The following is a 19,380-nucleotide window of genomic DNA, read 5'->3' on the forward strand; positions in this document are numbered from 1 at the left end:
AAGTGTCCATCTTATAGGGTACATTTTAGTGATGAACCGGGCTTTTTTTTGTTGGAATTGACTTTCAAGCAACAACATCTATGTAATAGATGATTTATAATCGTTTGTTATATACGCCTCCAATGATCTAGTCAGTATAATTGGTTGTACATATTTGGATTCACTTGCGGATTATGAATGAGGAGGACAATGATGACTTTTTTTCAAAATGGGACGCATGAAGAACTTCAATGTTTGCTCGTTCGGGCGAGAAGCACTTGTCTAAGGGCATTAGATCAGTATGAATTGGCATGGAAATGTATACATTTTATCCAGTTGTCAGATTGCATCACGTACAAAATTGATACTACTTCATCGGAAAGCTATTTGCTTCGTATTCATTCCAATCGGTTAAGTAAAGAGACGATCCGTTCTGAACTTACTGTGCTTCAATCATTGGGCACATCCGATGATCTCCATGTACCTCAAGGTGTGGCGAGTCGCAACGGCTCGTATGTTTTGTCCATGGACACAGAAGAAGAGGGTCAGTGCGTTTATGTCACGATGATGAATTGGGTAGACGGAGAGCATTTGGATGGAAATGAGGTTACAGAACATTGTGCATACCGTATGGGCTCTATGGCCGCAAAACTCCATGAAGCAACTGCCCGTTTTGTACCACCTGTTGATTTTGCTCGGCCCACATGGGGTGAAGAGAGTTTTAAAGTTGATATGGCCAAGCTGAGACGTTATTACACAAGGTTTTTATCCGATCAGGGATGGAAGACGTATCAGAAAGCAACCCGTAAGATTATATCCCAACTTGCAGTCTTGGATCAGAATCCACAGCATTACGGGATCATCCATGGAGATTTACATATTGGCAACATCGTATTCAACGATGAACAACCTTATCCAATTGATTTTGGCCGATGTGGCTACGGATATTATCTTTACGATATAGCAAATACGATATTAGGGCTTTTCCCAGCACAACGTTGGGAGTTCATCAGAGGTTATGAAAGTGTAAGGACACTCCCAACAGATTATGTTGAGGTTCTGAAAAGTTTCTTTATCATGTGCATGATTGAGAATTACAGCCATCATTCGTCCGACCCCAGAGAAGCATCACGATTAATAGATGAGCAACCATATGCACAAGCGTGTATCAGAGAATATTTAATGAATGCTCCATTTCTCTTCAATGGGATAGAAGTGCAAGAAGTCACCTAAATGGTGACTTTTTTTCATATACAGATCGCGACGGAGCAGCAGCTTGCTTCCATGCAGGATATCCGCTCTTCCACTTCTTATCTTGCTCGTATGGCATCACGTCTTCAGGAAGTTACGGAAAAGTTCGAGATTTCGAAACTTAATCATTTCAAAAGAGAAACGGAAACGCATCGAATCCATGGACTCGATGCGTTTATTTTATATTGAATTCCAGGTTTACTTTTTAGTATAAGATCCTAATTGTATCTGTGAAAATGAGTGACTAGAGTTCTTGTTTCTCAGCCACATGTTGCCTTTAACAATTAAAACATAAACGGCTACGACAAAATAAATTGTGCTCAAAATCCAATTTGTTGGTGTTAATATATTTTGTTCATAGGCATATTTAATGTACCAAATCCCAACGGGCAAATGCAGAAATATCGCTGAAAACAATCCGGGATTATATATGCTTTTTGCTTTTATATTAGCGAAGAAGCCATGCCAGATAATCTGGAAAAAACCCATTAATATAGGCGCCAGACCCAGCCATACAATGGAAGGGAAGAATACAGCCGGCAAATAAAATACATAGGCGATAATCAGATTAATAATCATAGCTGACTGCTGATTTAACGGATACCTCTCAGGTGTATCACTATGGAATAAAGCTTTATTAAATAAACCTGCAAAGTAACCCGGCCAACGGTATTCTTCGAATTGATGCAGGAGTATGGCAACAAAACTTAACCATAAAATGCTGTTAATGCGCGGAAGCGTTCCCCAATTCATAGTCACATAAATGCATACAAGTAATGCAATGATCAAACCCAAGTCCTGCCAATGTTTTCGTAACATGTTCATCTGAATGACCTCCATAAATGTTTTTTAATGAAAGTATTTTTCAAAGAGCAAGTCAATTTGTTCATCTATCGGTGCGATCTTCACAGATGCTCCTTTTTCCAGAATAGGACTCATAAGTGCTGGAAGAAAAAGCGCTCCAAAAATTTGCGTCATCATTGTGGTCAGCCGCTCCGGTTGTTGTTCTCCAGTTAACTCTTTTAGCGTATTTTGAACTTTGGGAAATCCCATTACATTTAAAAATGAACCGTACTCCTGTTGAGAAGCGAAATCTGCTGACCCCATGAGAATAATTCTGGATAACAATTCGGGATACTCCTGAATGACTTGTAGATAATCCACCAAGAATTGCTTTAATCGTTCTCGGGCGGGGATGGAAAATTCATCAAGTATGGCAAAGGTATGCTGAAAGCTACTCAGAATCATTTTAATAGATTCGCTAATCAGATTTTCTTTGGAGCCGAAGTAATAATTAACAAGAGAGACATTTGTGCCGGAGGCTTCCGCAATTTTTCGTATGGTGATACTGTCAAAACCCTTTTGTTTAGTGAACTCCAGTGTGGCTTGCATAATCTTTTCTTTTGTTTCACTTTTTTTGTCTGGTTCCATATGTAACCCTCCAACAAGTCATTTAAACAATGTTTTAAACTTTGTTTAAATTCATAATAGCACTTTTTCTCCATATTGCAAGACACGTTTTTGGAATTATTGACCATTAATGAAGAGACATCATATCGGAGACATTTCATTAACACGTGTTCAGCTTCCGTGGTGGTATTCTTAAGAAATAGGGGGAGATTGATATAACAATAGAATATAAATATCGGTAAACAAAAATCGTTATACCTGTGGTATGTTTTACCTATGAATATCCCGCTTCAATGTGAGAGGAGATTGTATGCCACAAGTGAAAAGAGTAATCCGAAGCAAGTGGTTTCTATGGACGACAGGTGTTGTCGTTATTTTGATCGCTGCATTTTGCGCACTATCCTTCATCCTCGTAAATTCGGTATCTGCTACCTTCGAAACCGGAAGTGTTGAAGAGAAATTTGCCCTACCCGGCACGTACGAGGTAGATACGCTGGAGATCAAGGATGAACAAGGCGAGAAGCTGTACAGAATTTATTCTCCGCAATCAACGGATGTCTTGCACCCGCTCATCGTTTGGGGCAACGGAACGGGGGCATTACCTGACAATTATGATGAGTTGTTAAGGCACCTGGCCGGTTGGGGATTTATTGTCATCGATACATACAGTCAAACCACAGGTACAGGAAAAGAAATTATGGCTGCGATTGAATATATGCTCAGTGAAAATGAAGCAACAGTCAGCCCGTTTTACAAGAGGATTCAAAAGGATCGAATCGCAGCGGCAGGACATTCTCAGGGGTCCACGGGCGTCATTAATGCTCATACGAATTTTGAGAGCGGCAATCTCATCAAAACGATTGTATCGATTGCTCTGCCCGAGCTGAAATATTGTGATCCAGAGGATGTGTATGATACATCAGCGTTGAAGGTTCCATTTTTTGTTATGGGGGGCACCCGAGATTTCATCATCTCCCCGTCAGACTCCAACCAATTGGCCTTGAGTAATTCCAATCCGACTCTTCCGGTCTTAATGGCTATGGCTAAGGGCGCTGCACATACAGCGATAGAGCAGGATGGCGGACAGCATAGAGGTTATCTGACAGCTTGGATGAGATATCAGTTAATGAATGATTCGGAGGCAAGAATGGCTTTTGTTGGAAATTCTGCTGAAATAGGAACGAATAATCATTGGAAGGATGTTACTTCCGCAAATTTGCAATAGTCATGGTTCACTTAATTAGAAGGACCCTTCCGAAATGGAAGGGTCCTTCTTCGTAAAGTACGTAAAAATCTCTTTCGATAACTATAAACATTTTCAGAAAATGGATCGTATTGAACAGCAAGGGATCGTTTCTATGATTTCGCCTTTGCTGTTGACTGTCTGGGAATAAGCATCGTGGGTAACTTGACTTGAAGGTACTCGCTGCTCGGATTCTCCACTTGTTTCAGGATGACTCTACCCGCTTCTCGCCCAAGTTCAAGTTCCTGCTGGACCACAGCCGTGGGCGGAATAATACAAAACTCCGGAAATTCCACATCATCGAAGAACACGACGGATAAATCTTCCGGTACAGAGATCCCCATTTGCATCGCAGCTTGGATAACATGAGGGCTGAAATTGGAGGACAGAAGGGCTGTCATCTGTGGATTCGCCTGTAAAAACTTCTGAATCATCATGATAACCTCTTCATTGCTGTCACTCATGGCCAGACGTGTCATTTGTATACTCCGATCAATCAGAATATGACGGTCCTCCAAGGCTTTCTCATACCCGTGCAATCTATCCTCAATACTTGACGTGCCCTCTGCAAGAGTCGATATAAAGCCGATTCGACTGTGCCCAAGTTCATGAAGATGCTTAACCGCCTGAATTGCGGCTTCATGGTTATCCGAGCTGATGGAGTTGGTCTCTACTCCTTTTAAATTGCGGTCCAACAGGACAAGGGGGAAGCGATTTAGCGTAAGCGCAAGGATCTCATTGTTATAGTGCTCACCCTCAACGGGATAGATAATTAGTCCTTTGACGCCTGCCTGTTTCATTTCTTGGATTTTGAGAATCTCCGTCTCTTGTGAATCATTGGTTTTGGCAAATAACAATTGATATCCATTCTCTGAAAGGGTGTCCTCAATTCCGCTCAGCAGATTTGCGGTAAACCGATTGTCGAGACGGGGGAGAAGGAATCCGATTGTTGGTGTTGTGAGTTGCTCTTTTACTGCTGAAGTAATGTTGCGAATTTCCTCCGGGCTGTGATCGTTAACAAAGGTGCCTTTGCCTTGAAGACGGTAGACAACCCCTTTATCGACCAGAGCGGTAAGGGCATTTTTCACCGTGATACGGCTCACACTGAATTGTTCAGCCAGTTCATTTTCGGAGGGGATTCGACTCCCCGGTTTCCAATTTCCACTTCGAATCTGGTCAATGATATATGTCTCGATTTTCTTGTACATTGGCTTGAAGGTTCTCACCATCGCATTTATCTCCATTCACTATTAGTTCGTTCTAAATATATTATATTAATACAACATATACAAGTGCTAAAAATTAATATCAAGTGAGTAAGACAAGAAGATTGAAATTACGAACAAATATGATGAAAAAACCTTATTAATAAACAATTTATTAGGAATACACCCCTTCAAGTTGTATCTAAAAATAAACATTTACAAGTAAAAGTATGTTGTTTATATTGTTTTTAAAGTTTGTTGGATAAAGCGTTTCCACCAAGCCTTCACAATCTTATCTATGCCACAAATTTTGTCTCAAGGGTTCCTGAATTCAAAAAGGGGGTGTAACGGTTCTTAACGCCAATTTGTTGCGGTGGAATATTCATTAAGCTAGGAATGATCAAAATTTAAAGATAAGGGTGGTTGCAGGATGAAAAAAAGAGCAGGCATGATCGTTACTTTGTTAACTGTTTTCTCACTCGTTGTAAGCGCTTGCGGTGATGCGAAGTCCGGAGGATCGGAATCCAATTCGAGTAAGGAGCTTACGATGTGGACGTGGAAGGTTGCTTACACGCCAGGAATTGAAGCAGCCGCAAAATTGTATGAAGAGAAAACAGGAATCAAAGTCAAACTGGAGACCTTTACACCAGATGATACGTACCGCCAAAAATTCCAGGCAGCAGCCAACTCCAAAAATTTGCCTGATATCGTCAACTGGTGGGCAACGGCAGGGGACTCCATCGAGAACTCGGTGCTCGAACTGTCCGGTGAAGTGGATGATGAACTGTTGAACAGTTACTACAGTGCTGCAATGGACCCGATCATTGTTACACAGAGTCAGGTTGATTCCTGGAAAGAAGACAAGAATGCCACCACAATTCAAAAGTCACTGAAGACTGGCCAGTTCTACGGGCTGCCGCTCGATATCGGAGGATTCTTTACTTTCTATGGAAACAAGAAGCTGATCGAAGAAGCAGGGCTGACAGCGGAAGCGCCCAAAACGTGGGAAGAATTCGTCACAATGATGGAGACTGTCAAAGAGAAAACAGGTACTCCTGGGCTTGTGTTTGGTGCAAAGCTGCCTGATCTGTGGGAAAACTGGGCTGGTTCGGCACTGTCCATCATGCTGAACGAACCTCAGGGTTATATTGATCTGCTCGAAAGAAAGTCCAAACTAAGCGACCCTTCAAATCTGCCGGTTGTGAAAGCGATGGAGACACTGGCAAACAAAGATCTGTTTATGCCGGGAATCTTGTCAACGGATATTGACGGAGCAGACCAGGCGTTTGCAGCTGGCAAAGCCGCTTTCGATCTCGGTGGTTCCTTCACAATGTCTACGCTACTAGCTATGGGAATGAGTCCTGACGATATTTTCACCTTCCCGGTACCACCGCTTGAAGGATCGAAAATTAACAGCTGGACGACTGATCCATTTACGTTAACGATGTTGTCGGTGAATAAGGATTCGCAGAACAAGGCTGAAGCGCTCGATTTCATTAAATTCCTGACAGGTGATCCAGATGCTGCTGTTGCTTTTGCTAATGCGGCGTATACAGTACCTGCGCTGAACTTGGGTGATCGTGCAAATGATCTGGATCCGAACCTGAAATCAATTTCAGATGCATTCGCTGCCGAGCCTGGTCCTTACAGTCAAGCTTCACCAGCGATCAATACGTATCGTGGCAAGCATAAAGAGTGGGAAGTGTATGCCCAGTCCATGCAATCCATGATCGAGAAAAAGATGACTGCTGAACAAGTCGCCAAGAAGTTCGACGACACCATGGAAAGTCTGAGAGCCAGCGGGAACTAGTACAACCAAAGCGATCGGCAAGCCCCGTAAGGGGCTGTCGATTGCCAAATTGAGAGCAAAAGGTGATTGATCATGATAAAAAGTCGAAATAAGTGGATGCCGTATCTCTTTTTACTGCCTGGCGTGCTTTTGTTTCTTGCCATCGGCGTGTATTCGGTCGGATTCTCGATCATGCTCAGCTTTTATAACTGGTCCGGGATCGATTTTTCCACCGCAAGGTTTGAAGGTCTGGCGAATTTTCGTCAGTTCCTGCTCGGTGATGATCCGATTGTAACCCGGAATTTCTATAATGCCGTTCTGCACAATCTGATCATTGCGGTTTCACAGGTTGTGGTCGTCGTTCCAATCGCACTTGTGCTGGCATTTGTGCTGCAAAATACGAAGGCAGCAACTTGGTACCGGACGATTTATTTTCTGCCGATGATCGCATCTGGCGTAGCTATCTTTTATGTATGGAAAGGCTTGTTTGAACCTAGTGGAGCATTCAACTCACTCTTCTTATGGATGGGCTTGGATTTCCTTGCTGTACCTGGTGGAATGCTGGGGAGTTCGTCTACTTCTTTACTCGGTATTATTTTGACATCGATATGGGGCGGTCTGCCTGGAACGCTGATTCTGTACTATGCTGGTTTGACTTCCATTGATCCGACACTGTATGAAGCAGCAAGTGTGGACGGTGCCAAGAAAACAACCATGATATTGAAAATTACGTGGCCGTTACTAAAGCCAATCACGCTTATTGCCGTCATTCAGATGGTGAACGGAGCCTTTCAGGCCTTTGAGAATGTGTTCATCATGACGGGTGGCGGACCGGCTGGCAGTTCGGAGGTTATTGGTACGCTCGTGTACCGTACAGCTTTTCTAAACAATGATTATGGTCTGGCCAGCGCAATCGGGTGGGTATCATTTCTGATTACAGGTACCATTGCCATATTCAGTATTCGCTCATTCAAGGCAGACATCTAAAAGGAGGAGCACATGGTCAAATATATTAAGCATATCATTCTAATCTTGTACGGATTGACCTGCTTGTATCCTTTTGTCTGGATGATCGGCACTTCGCTGAAGACATCACAGGATGCATTAGCCAATCCACAGAGTCCGTTTCCACAAGCTGCACCGATGTGGTCCACTTTCGGTGACGTATGGAGCAAATTGAACTTCTATCAGTTTTTTATAAACAGCGTGATCGTAAGTGCAGTCGTGATTATAGGCGTCATTCTCATCTATACCATGATGGCCTATTCGTTTGCCAAGTTTGTCTATCGGGGCAAAAAATTCATCTACTACACGTTTATTGCATTGCTGCTCGTTCCAGGTGTGACCACATTGATTCCGCTTTATATCAACATGACTAATCTGGGTTTGCAGAACACGTACATTGGTATGATCCTGCCCATGATTAACGGTGCTGCACCATTCGCCATTTTTCTATTCACCAGTTATTTCCGCACAATCTCACATGAGTTATACGAGAGTGCCGTACTGGATGGATGTAATAATTTCAAAATCTACTACAGAATCTATCTTCCATTGGCGTTGCCCGCGATCGGAACCATTGCCATTCTGAACTTTATCGGAAGCTGGAACAATATTTTGTGGCCGATGATCATTGTGGATAGCCGGGATATGTTTACGTTGCCGATGGGACTCATGTATCTGGATTCTTCTTCATTTAAGAAATGGAATGAACTCATGGCAGGGGCTTTGATTACAGTAATTCCAATCCTGCTTGCTTTCCCGTTCATGCAGAAGATGTATGTCAAGGGGATGACCGTGGGTTCGGTGAAAATGTAATTTTTGATGGCGCGTTATAGCGAATACACAACAACTAAATCATACAAGATTGGAATGAAATAAATGACTACAAAAACTGCGCATATTGTCGCACATTCTCACTGGGACAGGGAGTGGTATCTATCCTTCGAGAAGCACCGAATGTTGCTCGTTCAGCTCATGGAGGATTTAATCGAGACGTTTGAAAATGACCCGGAATTTACGAATTTCCATCTGGATGGGCAATTTATTGTGCTGGAGGATTACCTGGAAATCATGCCGCATCGATCCAACCAGGTCCGCAAGTTAATTGAAGAGGGCAAGCTGATCGTCGGTCCATGGTACATCCTTCAAGATGAATTCCTCGTCAGCAGTGAAGCCAATGCACGCAATCTGTTAATTGGTATTCAAGCCTCTGAACAAATGGGAGGATATGCGAAAATCGGATATTTCCCGGATTCCTTCGGCAATATGGGCCAGGCACCGCAGCTCATTAGTCAGGCGGGTATTGAGGTAGCTGTATATGGACGTGGAGTGAAGCCAGTTGGATTCAATAACGAAATTCAGTCTGGCAACGAACATACCTCGAAATACTCCGAGATGTATTGGGAATCACCCGATGGTACTCGTGTACTGGCGATCCTGTTCGCCAATTGGTACAACAATGGCATGGAGATTCCGGTGGAGCCGGAGAAGGCGAAAGCTTACTGGGCCGAAAAGCTGGCTGCAGCAGAAGAGTTTGCTTCAAGTTCGGAACTCCTGTTCATGAACGGATGCGATCATCAGCCGCTCCAGAAGGATCTGACACAAGCGTTAAAGACCGCTACAGAGATTATGCCAGATGTGACGTTTCGTCATTCCAGCTTTCCCGAGTACATTCAGGCTTTGCAAAAAGCGAAACCACAATCATTGGATGTCATTCGCGGTGAACTTCGAAGCCAATGGACCGACGGCTGGATCACACTTGTAAATACTGCTTCAGCAAGGGTATATATCAAACAGCAAAATGTAAAAAGTCAGACGTTACTGGAGAAAGTGGCTGAGCCGCTGGCAGTCATGGCCTCTCTGTCCACAGGCATTTATCCACGGCATGAGCTGTTATATGCCTGGAAGACGTTACTGAAGAATCATCCCCATGACAGTATCTGCGGGTGCAGTGTTGACGAAGTCCACAGGGAGATGATGACCCGGTTTGCCAAATCGCAAGAAGTGGCTGAAGCCATATCGGTTCAGAGTGCTCGTACAATAGCCGAATCCGTGGATACATCTGGCTTTGACGCAGATTCTGCGTTGCCTTTTGTAGTGTTTAACACTTCGGGACATCGTCGATCCAATGTAATTGTAACTAGGATGGACGTTGAGCGACGTTACTTTGACCACCAGCCTCCGCATGAAAAGTATCAGGAATTCAAGCGCGAATATGAAACCTTTGACTCGAACGATTGGGTTGTATTGAACGCGGAAGGCAAGCAAGTGGAAGCCGTAATCACACCCGTTGGACCGACATTTGGATATGATTTGCCGGATGATCGATTCCGTCAACCTTACTGGGCATATCAAGTGGATGTGGAGCTTCACGCCCAGAACATCCCGGGTTTTGGATATCATACTTTTGCTCTTATGCCTCAGAGTGTTATTGGAGAGAGTGTGCTTAGCGAACTGAATACCCCTGAACTTGTTACAGAACAGCAAGTGATGGAGAACGATTATGTGCGGATCGAGATTGCGGGGGATGGATCGTTTACCATGTTGGATAAAGTGAACGGTCGCAATTATACAGGGCTTGGCATTTATGAGGATACCGGGGATATCGGAAATGAGTATATGTACAGACAACCGGATCAGGAAGCTCCGTTAACTACGCAGGGGCTGCCTGCCCAGATTAAGCTGGTGCATCATACATCATTGAAAGCCGTTTATGAGATCGTGCATAACTGGGAGCTCCCAGTCGGCGCAGATGAACTGCTGGATGAAGAGATCCGCTCTATGGTTCCATTTCGTTACCGGAAATCCCGGCGGCTTGATGAAACTAGGGAGGTGAGCATTCGTACAGAGCTGAGCCTTGAAAAAACGGGGCGTTCGGTTGGTATTAAAAGCTATATCAATAACACGGTTCAGGATCATCGTATTCGCATGTTGTTCCAAACGGGACTCGAAGCAAGTCATGTTACCGTTGACTCTATTTACGAACTGGCGCAACGCCCGATACAGCCGGAAGCGGAATGGAGGAATCCTAGCAATGCGCAGCATCAAAATGCATTTGTCAGTATCAGCAATGGTCGTGAAGGGCTGACGATTGCGAATAAAGGTCTTAATGAGTACGAAGTATTGGCTAATCAGAACACCATTGCTGTGTCACTGCTGCGTGGGGTTCGTGAGCTGGGGGATTGGGGAGTATTTGCAACACCTGAGGCCCAATGTCTTGGACAGCACATTCTGGAAATGGAGCTCATCTCACATGATTTGGATGTTATTCAATCCGATGCTTATGTGCAGGCGTATCAATTCCCGGTTCCCTGGACCGTTCAACAAACAAGTGTACATGGTGGAACGTTACCCGCTACCCACGAGTTTTTGCAATGGGAGGGTGATCATCTCGCTTTTAGTGCGATTAAACGGGGCGAGTCGAATGATGACATGCTGTTCAGGGTGTTCAATGTATCATCGGAGACAACTTCACTGAAGGTAACGCCTTCGTTTGAGGCTAAGGAAGTGTACGAAAGTACAATTGTTGAAGAGCAAGGTGAAACCATGAAGGTAGCTGATGAGGGAAGTTATGTTTTGAATGTGGGACCGGCAAAAATTCAGACGATCGGCATTCAACCCACAACACGTTTAATATAAACAATTCAGTCTTGGAGTTCTCTCCACTGCTGCGGATTGAAAACGGATGCATCATGTTCCACATACGACAACCCTGTTTTCGTGCAGCTTGATTACATGATCAAGTTAATGGGAGGTACGATTGTGAACAAACAATTATTGTTAGGTGGCAGGTGTACCATTTCAGTGCTGTTGACTATTGTCATGTTATGTTCAGGGCTATACATCACACCAGCAACCACACACGCGGCAGCCGAGAGGGAAGATACTGAACAAGGAGATGTTCATCTAAATGATGTGTCATCTGACTCGGTAAATATTACGCTGGGGGAAACTCCTGTTCAGCAGGGTATAACTGCTCGTCCCGGCGATGGACCTCCAGCAGGTCTTCAAGTCGGGACGCTTGACGGCAGAGAGTATTGGAAAACGAATCAGACGGTGAATCCAACGAATCCGGCCGATAACATCCTGTATTTTTACTTCAATGTTGCGGATGAATATCTGTTTGAAAATACCGATGAGGACGTATTCGTCACTGTTGAATATTACGATAGCAATAGTGGAGCGATGTCTCTGCAATACGATTCGAAGCAATCCAATTTCAAAGATGCTCCATTGTTCCGGTATGAAAATACGGGAACCTGGAAGACACATACCTTCAAGCTCAGCGATGCCAATTTCGGTAACCGTACTCATGAAGCGGATTTCCGAATCGGGGTTAGCGGCGCAGGGGCACCAGCCAACAATCCGGAACTTCATCTGGCCAAAGTAACCGTCCATAAGCAACCTCAGCAGCAGGCGGGTACTCAGACCAAGGTCTATGATACGGAATTCCCTACATCAGATATCGTCATTGCAGATCGGAGCGTAACCGATTATGGAGCAATAGGGGACGGAGTTTCAGACGATACTCAAGCGTTCAAGGAAGCGCTGGCAATAGCCGGAAATCAAGGCGGCGGAGTTGTGTTCGTGCCATCCGGAACCTATAAATTAACCGGAGAGCTGGTTATTCCGACAGGCGTTACGCTTCGCGGAGATTGGGGAAAACCCGATGAGCATGACGGGCTAGTCAAAGGAACGATCCTTGCTGTACATGTTGGCAAAGGTCAAGCTAACGGGAACAGCTTCATTAAGCTGGAGCCTTCCAGTGGGGTAACGCATTTATCTATCTGGTATCCCGAACAGAATATGAATAACCCGGTGGCCTATCCATGGACGATGGAGCAACTACCTGGTGACAGTGCCACGGTGAAAAATGTAACACTCGTCAATGCGTACCAGGGGATTAAGATTGGCCCGGAATGGAACGAACTTCATTACGTGAAGGATGTATATGGCACCACACTGAAAACCGGTATTTTTCTGGATTTCACAACAGACATTGGGAGACTGGAAGAGCTTCACCTGTCCCCGGATGTATGGGCGAACTCAGGTTTGCCAGGAGCACCTGAGCAATCTCAACTGCGTGAATATATGATACAGCAATCAGAAGGTATCGTAATGGGGCGCTCGGATTGGGAGTATATGTCGAATATTCATATCTCGGGTTATAAGACAGGGATACGAATCACGACAAGAACAGGAAGCCTTGAAACAGCCAATGCGCAGCTGTACAAAATCCAGATCGACGACTGCAACGTAGCGCTGAAGATTGAAGGCGTCAATGATTATGGATTGCTGGTGACGGACAGTCAATTCGAAGCGAGTGCTGGTCCGAATCCTGTTGCCATTTATGCAACTGAAGGCTTTCACTCCATTGCCCAGTTTAACAGTGTTACGGTGGGCGGGGAGCCCAAACATGCGGTTGTGAATGAAGGGCGTGGAACGTTGTCCTTTGAGAGCAGCTCTTTCGAGAATTGGGGTGAAGGAAGCGGAGATTATGCCATTGTTGCCAAAAGTGGCTCGCTTATACTGGGCAGTTCTACCTTCGCAAAGCCGGATCGGCACCTGCTTCTTCAGGGAGATGTGGCAACAATCAATGCCATACATTCCGGACACGAAGGCAACCTTGCAGTGAACGATGAAAGTACCTCGGCGGAACTGAACATTCATCAGGAAGAAGGTTTGGTTTTGGAAACCATCCCTGACGTTCCCTCAGTGGATATTGTTGTGCAGCCCAAACCGGGTACACGCGAATTGTTTAACGTAGTGAGCCAGCCCTATTTGGCTGATAACACAGGGAATACTGATTCATCCCAAGCAATTCAACAGGCGTTGAATGATGCCGAGGCTGCAGGTGGAGGAACGGTGTATATGCCGGCTGGCATATACCGCGTTGAGCAGGCATTGGTGATCCCGACTGCAGTAGAACTGCGGGGCAATTATGATGTACCTCATCATACGATCGGGAATGGAACCGTTATTTTTACGAACTATGGAGAAAATGCTCCGGATGCCGATGCCTTCATTCAGCTAGAGGAAGCAGCAGGATTACGCGGTTTATCTGTCTATTACGATCAACAAACATGGTCTGATGCCAATCCGGTGAAGCCTTACGCCTGGACTGTGCAAGGTCAAGGGAAGAACGTATACCTGATCGATACAACCTTGGTTAATCCCTATCAGGCTGTCGACTTCGGCACCCATGATACAAGTGGTCATTATATCGATTATGTAGCGGGATCACCGCTCAAGGAAGGCATATATCTTGGTGGCGGGTCAGACGGAGGATATATGCGGAATGTGCAGTTCAATCCGCATTATTATGGTCGGAACAATTATCCGAATCATCCATCGAATGATGAAGAATTTAATCAAATTTGGAATTATCAAAAAGAGAATCTGGATGCCTTCCGTATTGGGGATGTTACCAATCAGGTTATTTTCAATACATTCGTATACGGTTCAAAGTACGGTATTCATTTTGAAGAACAGAATGGAAGAGGGCCCGAAGCTGTCGTTATTGGTCATGGCACCGATGGCAGCAAAAAGGGAGCCGTATTGCAACATGCGGGAACAGCAGGTCTTTCGTTTATCAACACAGAGCTTGTTTCCATGAGTACAACAGACAAGGTGTACGTGGAGGTTGGGCCAGACTTTGGCTCTAAAGCGGTGTTCTTCAATACGTCCATGTGGGGAGATACAACAAGGTCCTTTGATATTCACGGAGGAGATATCCGCATACAGCAGGGAAACTTCACGAACGTTGGTGAAATCGGCATTAACGCAATCGGTGGTGACATTACCCTCTACAATTCCTATTTTCAACAGCCTCGTACGAATCATGTGGTTGCAGGTCCAAACGTAGAGAAGATGGTGATATCCAACAACCTGTTTAATGGCGGTTTTCAGATTGATAATGAGGCACCTCCTGGAAAAGTGACGGGTACCAATCTGTTTCCTTTGGCACTCAAACTGAACCAGCTTGGGTATGATCCATCCAGACCAGGTGAACCCGGAAGCACGCTGACTTTGACTAATGTTGCAGGTGCGCCTTTGCTTAAAGGGCAGATCGAACTGATTGAGCCGAGTGTGTATCATGCGATATTTAAGCCAGTGCGATTTGAAGGGCTGGGCATTGGGGAAAGCATGGATGTGGCGCTTCCTTATATATCAAGTGACTTGCTCAAATTCAGAGTAACGCTTGAGAGCGGGTTCCGTTATGAGACTTCAGTCAAGCTATCACAATCCTTTGCGGCACAAAAAGATGCTGTTGGAACTCTGCCATTCATTGAGGTTTCCAGTCCGGAGCATTACAACAGCGTCGGTGGGAGCTGGGGAGGTCCGAATGACCTCAGCATTCAAGCTAAAGCAAGTTGGGATGCGGAAAATTTGATTCTCAAGGTGGACGTCAAGGACGATATTCACCATCAATCCAATACCAATGGCGATATATGGCAAGGAGACAGTTTACAGCTCGGTATTGACCTTGGCAAAGAGGATGGTGCGGCCAGCAAACAGGTGAATGAGCTTGGTTTTGCACTGAATCAGGAAGGTGTCATCACGAAATGGAGATGGAGAGCTCCAGAAGGTGTTGCTACAGGATTATTGGAATCCGCTTCAGCAAACATTACCCGGGACGAGACGACCCATATTACTCATTATCAAATTACGCTGCCTTTTGCAGCACTTCATCAGGAAGGATATTCGTTCCAACCTGACAAACCTATCGGTTTTGCATTGCTTGTCAATGAAAACGACGGCGAAGGACGATCAGGCTTTATGGAGTTTAATGGAGGGATCGGTACAAGTAAAGATGCACGATTATTCGGAAACTTGTATCTGCTTACGAGTGGTTATGTGACATTGTTGGAGCAATCGGCTGAGGTGAGTGTTCGTACTGCGGAGCAAAAGAAAGATGTTACTTCTATAGATACAGCAACCAACTTCGTCAATCTGCTACCGGGCGGCACGTTGAAGTCCTCATTACTCGTAAGACTCGCTGCTCTTACATCAGGTTCCAATCCGAATCCCGAGGGACCCAATCCACATCCAGGCTCGGGTTCTGGTTCGGAGCCAAGTGCTGGAGGGGGCTCTACGACTGGAGGGAAGAATGAAGCAACACCTGCCGCTCCTGGTGCTACAATGCAGCTACAGCCCAAGCTGGATAAAGCTGCTGCATTGGCAACAGCCGAGCTCACCAACAAGATGATGGAGGATGCATTCAATCGCATCACCCCTGATCAGGACGGGAAAAAGAAGCTGATTGTGGACATCGAGTCCGTGGATGGTGCTGAAGGATACGCTTTGACACTTCCATCGAGCTTTTTGCAGGAAACACCATCTATCCATTGGCTGGAGATTCGAACAGCAGGGGGAGTGCTGCTGGTTCCGAGCAATTTGCTGGCCAATACCCAAGGAACGATTGGAGAGCGTAGTACCTTGGTGTTAAGCAAGGCTGACCGAAGCACTTGGAATGCCAAGATGAAATCAGATTTAGGAGAGCGGCCTGCGATTTCATTATCTGTGATATCGGATGGCAAATCCGTTATATGGCAAAATTCCATTACGCCAATCACAGTAAGTTTACCTTATCAGCCTAATGTAACTGAACTTCTGGACCCGGAAAAACTCGCAGTACGACTTATAGCGGATGACGGGCAAATAATCTCCATTCCAAATGGGAAATTCAATAAAAAATCGGAACAAATGATTTTCAAAACACGGCAAAACGGAGTTTACGCAATTAATCAGGATAATCGAACATTCCAGGATATACGGCAGCTATCATGGGCCCGCCATGCCATCGAAGTTCTGGTGTCCAAAGGGGTTATTCGTGGAATGTCACCGACAGAATATCAGCCTCAATCCATGATCCGCCGAGCGGATTTCGTAACCCTGCTTACCAATGCCTTAGAATTACAACCTGATCAGGGAACCAAGGTGGAACGCTTCGCGGATGTACCTGAGCATGTTTATTACGAACAGTCCGTGAATACCGCAAGAACGCTGGGCATCATTCAAGGGGCAGGCGCCGATCTATTCTCGCCAGCGTCTCCAATTACCCGGGAAGAAGCAGCGGTTATGATCTACCGAGCTATGCAAGTTATCGGGATGCAGCCTCTTCCTGAAGGTGAATCCAGTCTGGATGACTATAAAGATACTCATTTGATTAAGGCATATGCCCGTGATGCGATTGATTCGTTAACCAGATCAACAATTATGGAAGGTAGTAATGACAGCTTCCATCCGGAAGCTACACTTACACGTGCTGAGACCGCAGTGTTGCTGTATCGTTTATACAACCGTTTGCCTTAAATCCACTAGTATGATCAAAATGGAGCAAATGAGGAGAGTGAACGCATGGCTAAAATTACACGGATAGAATGCCTACGTACAAGACACGACGGAAGCTGGACAATTGTGAAGATTTCGACGGATCAGGATGGTCTTTACGGATTGGGTTCTGCTTCCGATCTTTATAATCCCGAAGCGGTGGTACAGGTCATAGAACAACTGCTGGCACCATTACTCATGGGAAGGGATGCATCCCAAATTGAAGATTTGTGGCATCTCATGCATATGAGCGGATATTGGAGAAATGGGGCAATGCTTAACACGGCCATTGGTGGAATTGACATGGCCCTGTGGGATATCAAGGGCAAGGAAGCGAATCTGCCGGTATATCAATTGTTAGGAGGGGCCTGCCGTTCGGCAGTTCCCTGTTACGGCCATGCCGGAGGTGCTGATATCAGCGAGCTGAAAGAAGATATATCTCGTTTTATGGAAGAAGGATACACGGTCATTCGAGTGCAGATGGGAGGCTACGGTGGCGGGGGATTTGTCAGCGGCAAGGACGCGAATTTGCCGCGCGAGCCCTGGAGCAGCGGTCCTGTATTCGATGAACATGCGTATCTGCATGCCATCCCTGACATGTTCGAGAAGTTGCGCTTGGAATTTGGTAATGGGATTCAGTTTACCCATGATGTGCATGAACATTTGTCTCCAATTCATGCCATTCAGCTGTCGAAGCGACTTGAGCCTTATCATCTTTTCTTTCTGGAAGATGCACTTGCTCCGGAACAGATCGGATGGTATCGACAGCTTCGTCAACAGAGTGCTACGCCGCAGGCAGTAGGAGAATTATTTGTTAATCCTCAGGAGTGGACCGGTTTGATTCAAGAGAAGTTGATCGATTTCATTCGAGTTCGGGTATCGAAAGCAGGCGGAATCAGCGCTTGCCGCAAGATTGCTACGCTGGGCGAAGCCTACGGAGTACGAACAGCTTGGCAGGAGGGTGGGGAGAATGATCCCGTTAACCAGGCAGCTGCTGTCCATCTGGATATGGCCCTGTGGAACTTTGGTATCCAGGAAATCAATCATTTTAAACCTCATGAGTTGGAGGCTTTCCCAGGACATATCGTCAGAGAGGGCGGATATCTATATCCTTCCAACAAACCGGGACTGGGCATTGAATTGGATGAAGTGAAGGCCAAATCATTACTTAACGACTCGTGGGATCCCAACAAATATCATCGGCCGTATCCTCTGGACCGTAAAGCGGATGGGACATTGGTGCGACCATAACGAAGTGACAAGAACAGACAGGAGAGATAAAGGAATGAAGACTATTGCAGTTACAGGCGGAGGCGGAAAGCTGGGTTCACAGGTCATTGAGAAGCTGCAATTACAGGGTCATGATGTCGTATCGCTGGATAAACACCTGTCTGACCGGGTCCGTTGCAGACAGATCATTGTCGATCTGAACGATTATGGTCAAGTCGTGGGAGCGCTTGCCGGAGTGGATGCGATCATCCATCTGGCCGCGATTCCTGCGCCGCTTCACTACCCTCACAGCTACATTTTCGCTAATAATACACTTTCCGGATACCATGTGCTGGAAGCAGCCTCTTTGCTGGGTATAAAAAAGGTGGTCATGGGCTCCAGCGAATCATCCTACGGATTTGCCTGGGCTAACACCCCCTTCTCTCCCGATTATTTCCCGGTGGATGAACAGCATCCGCAACAGCCGCAGGAATGTTACGGCCTGTCCAAGATCGTTAATGAGGTCACTGCAGAGATGTTTCATCGGAGAAGTGGGATGCAGGTGATTTCCCTCCGTTTTTCAATGATTGTGGGACCGGGAGAGTACAGACATCTGGCTATTGCGAAGGCGGAAACGTTCAAGCACATATTGTGGAGTTACATTGATATCAGGGATGCCGTGGATGCTTGTTTGGCTGCTCTGCACGCAGATTATGATGGGGCTGTTCATGTTAATGTTACCGCTAATGATACGTTAAGCGATCGCCAAACGACAGACTTGCTCGCCACCTTTTATCCCGATGTAAAAGATCTACGGACACGTTTCTCTAATCGAGAAGCCATTGTCAGTAATGGAATGGTAAAAGAGGTTCTATCCTGGGGACCGAGTCATTCGTGGACGGATGAAGAACAGGAGTAGTTCACACGCAACTAAAATGAATAGGGGGATATTATGCTAA

The 19,380-nt window shown here is 45.5% G+C and carries 13 protein-coding genes; 10 read left to right on the forward strand and 3 right to left on the reverse strand.

What is annotated here, in order from left to right; translation table 11 throughout:
- Positions 1-192 precede the first annotated feature (192 nt).
- On the forward strand, positions 193-1,212 hold the full coding sequence (locus tag AMS66_RS16300) for a phosphotransferase enzyme family protein (RefSeq protein ID WP_236703463.1): 1,020 nt from the start codon (positions 193-195) through the stop codon (positions 1,210-1,212).
- Positions 1,213-1,419, forward strand: a complete 207-nt coding sequence (locus AMS66_RS16305; RefSeq protein WP_053781820.1) for a hypothetical protein — start codon at positions 1,213-1,215, stop codon at positions 1,417-1,419. It begins immediately after the preceding gene.
- Positions 1,420-1,428: 9 nt separating this feature from the next.
- Here AMS66_RS16305 and AMS66_RS16310 read toward each other — a convergent pair whose 3' ends face one another.
- Both AMS66_RS16310 and AMS66_RS16315 read right to left on the reverse strand, forming a co-directional pair.
- Positions 1,429-2,055, reverse strand: a complete 627-nt coding sequence (locus AMS66_RS16310) for an HXXEE domain-containing protein (RefSeq protein WP_053781821.1) — start codon at positions 2,053-2,055, stop codon at positions 1,429-1,431.
- Positions 2,056-2,079: 24 nt separating this feature from the next.
- A complete protein-coding gene (locus tag AMS66_RS16315) occupies positions 2,080-2,661 on the reverse strand; it encodes a TetR/AcrR family transcriptional regulator (protein ID WP_053781822.1) in 582 nt (193 codons plus the stop codon).
- Between the two features lie 289 nt (positions 2,662-2,950).
- Between AMS66_RS16315 and AMS66_RS16320 the strand changes: the two genes are divergently transcribed.
- Entirely contained in the window at positions 2,951-3,865 is a 915-nt protein-coding gene (locus tag AMS66_RS16320; protein ID WP_053781823.1) for a poly(ethylene terephthalate) hydrolase family protein, read from the forward strand.
- Positions 3,866-3,996: 131 nt separating this feature from the next.
- Here the strand turns inward: AMS66_RS16320 and AMS66_RS16325 are convergent, their stop codons facing one another.
- On the reverse strand, positions 3,997-5,091 hold the full coding sequence (locus tag AMS66_RS16325) for a GntR family transcriptional regulator (protein ID WP_236703448.1): 1,095 nt from the start codon (positions 5,089-5,091) through the stop codon (positions 3,997-3,999).
- 427 nt (positions 5,092-5,518) lie between these two features.
- On the opposite strand from AMS66_RS16325, the gene AMS66_RS16330 reads away from it, so the two are divergent.
- The 7 genes from AMS66_RS16330 to AMS66_RS16360 all read left to right on the forward strand — a co-directional run bounded on the left by AMS66_RS16330 (position 5,519) and on the right by AMS66_RS16360 (position 19,340).
- Positions 5,519-6,898: an ABC transporter substrate-binding protein gene (locus AMS66_RS16330; RefSeq protein ID WP_053781825.1), complete on the forward strand. Its 1,380-nt coding sequence runs from the start codon at positions 5,519-5,521 to the stop codon at positions 6,896-6,898.
- 72 nt (positions 6,899-6,970) lie between these two features.
- On the forward strand, positions 6,971-7,864 hold the full coding sequence (locus tag AMS66_RS16335) for a carbohydrate ABC transporter permease (protein ID WP_053781826.1): 894 nt from the start codon (positions 6,971-6,973) through the stop codon (positions 7,862-7,864).
- A gap of 12 nt (positions 7,865-7,876) precedes the next feature.
- A complete protein-coding gene (locus AMS66_RS16340) occupies positions 7,877-8,695 on the forward strand; it encodes a carbohydrate ABC transporter permease (RefSeq protein WP_053781827.1) in 819 nt (272 codons plus the stop codon).
- 63 nt (positions 8,696-8,758) lie between these two features.
- A complete protein-coding gene (locus tag AMS66_RS16345) occupies positions 8,759-11,518 on the forward strand; it encodes an alpha-mannosidase (RefSeq protein WP_053781828.1) in 2,760 nt (919 codons plus the stop codon).
- 123 nt (positions 11,519-11,641) lie between these two features.
- Positions 11,642-17,194: a glycosyl hydrolase family 28-related protein gene (locus AMS66_RS16350; RefSeq protein ID WP_053781829.1), complete on the forward strand. Its 5,553-nt coding sequence runs from the start codon at positions 11,642-11,644 to the stop codon at positions 17,192-17,194.
- 45 nt (positions 17,195-17,239) lie between these two features.
- A complete protein-coding gene (locus AMS66_RS16355) occupies positions 17,240-18,463 on the forward strand; it encodes an enolase C-terminal domain-like protein (protein ID WP_053781830.1) in 1,224 nt (407 codons plus the stop codon).
- A 34-nt stretch (positions 18,464-18,497) separates the two neighbouring features.
- The gene (locus tag AMS66_RS16360) at positions 18,498-19,340 is read left to right on the forward strand and encodes an NAD-dependent epimerase/dehydratase family protein (RefSeq protein WP_053781831.1); all 843 of its coding nucleotides are present in this window, start codon (positions 18,498-18,500) and stop codon (positions 19,338-19,340) included.
- The last annotated feature ends 40 nt before the right edge of the window (positions 19,341-19,380 follow it).

This window comes from Paenibacillus xylanivorans, from assembly GCF_001280595.1.
Classification (GTDB): Bacteria; Bacillota; Bacilli; order Paenibacillales; family Paenibacillaceae; genus Paenibacillus; species Paenibacillus xylanivorans.

What these genes read in the sequence shown, in the direction of transcription:
- AMS66_RS16300 (WP_236703463.1), top strand. Translation starts at nt 193, where the DNA reads ATGACTTTTTTTCAAAATGGGACGCATGAAGAACTTCAATGTTTGCTC.
- AMS66_RS16305 (WP_053781820.1), top strand. Translation starts at nt 1,213, where the DNA reads ATGGTGACTTTTTTTCATATACAGATCGCGACGGAGCAGCAGCTTGCT.
- AMS66_RS16360 (WP_053781831.1), top strand. Translation starts at nt 18,498, where the DNA reads ATGAAGACTATTGCAGTTACAGGCGGAGGCGGAAAGCTGGGTTCACAG.
- AMS66_RS16340 (WP_053781827.1), top strand. Translation starts at nt 7,877, where the DNA reads ATGGTCAAATATATTAAGCATATCATTCTAATCTTGTACGGATTGACC.
- AMS66_RS16310 (WP_053781821.1), bottom strand. Translation starts at nt 2,055, where the DNA reads ATGAACATGTTACGAAAACATTGGCAGGACTTGGGTTTGATCATTGCA.
- AMS66_RS16315 (WP_053781822.1), bottom strand. Translation starts at nt 2,661, where the DNA reads ATGGAACCAGACAAAAAAAGTGAAACAAAAGAAAAGATTATGCAAGCC.
- AMS66_RS16345 (WP_053781828.1), top strand. Translation starts at nt 8,759, where the DNA reads ATGACTACAAAAACTGCGCATATTGTCGCACATTCTCACTGGGACAGG.
- AMS66_RS16325 (WP_236703448.1), bottom strand. Translation starts at nt 5,091, where the DNA reads ATGTACAAGAAAATCGAGACATATATCATTGACCAGATTCGAAGTGGA.
- AMS66_RS16355 (WP_053781830.1), top strand. Translation starts at nt 17,240, where the DNA reads ATGGCTAAAATTACACGGATAGAATGCCTACGTACAAGACACGACGGA.
- AMS66_RS16320 (WP_053781823.1), top strand. Translation starts at nt 2,951, where the DNA reads ATGCCACAAGTGAAAAGAGTAATCCGAAGCAAGTGGTTTCTATGGACG.
- AMS66_RS16330 (WP_053781825.1), top strand. Translation starts at nt 5,519, where the DNA reads ATGAAAAAAAGAGCAGGCATGATCGTTACTTTGTTAACTGTTTTCTCA.
- AMS66_RS16335 (WP_053781826.1), top strand. Translation starts at nt 6,971, where the DNA reads ATGATAAAAAGTCGAAATAAGTGGATGCCGTATCTCTTTTTACTGCCT.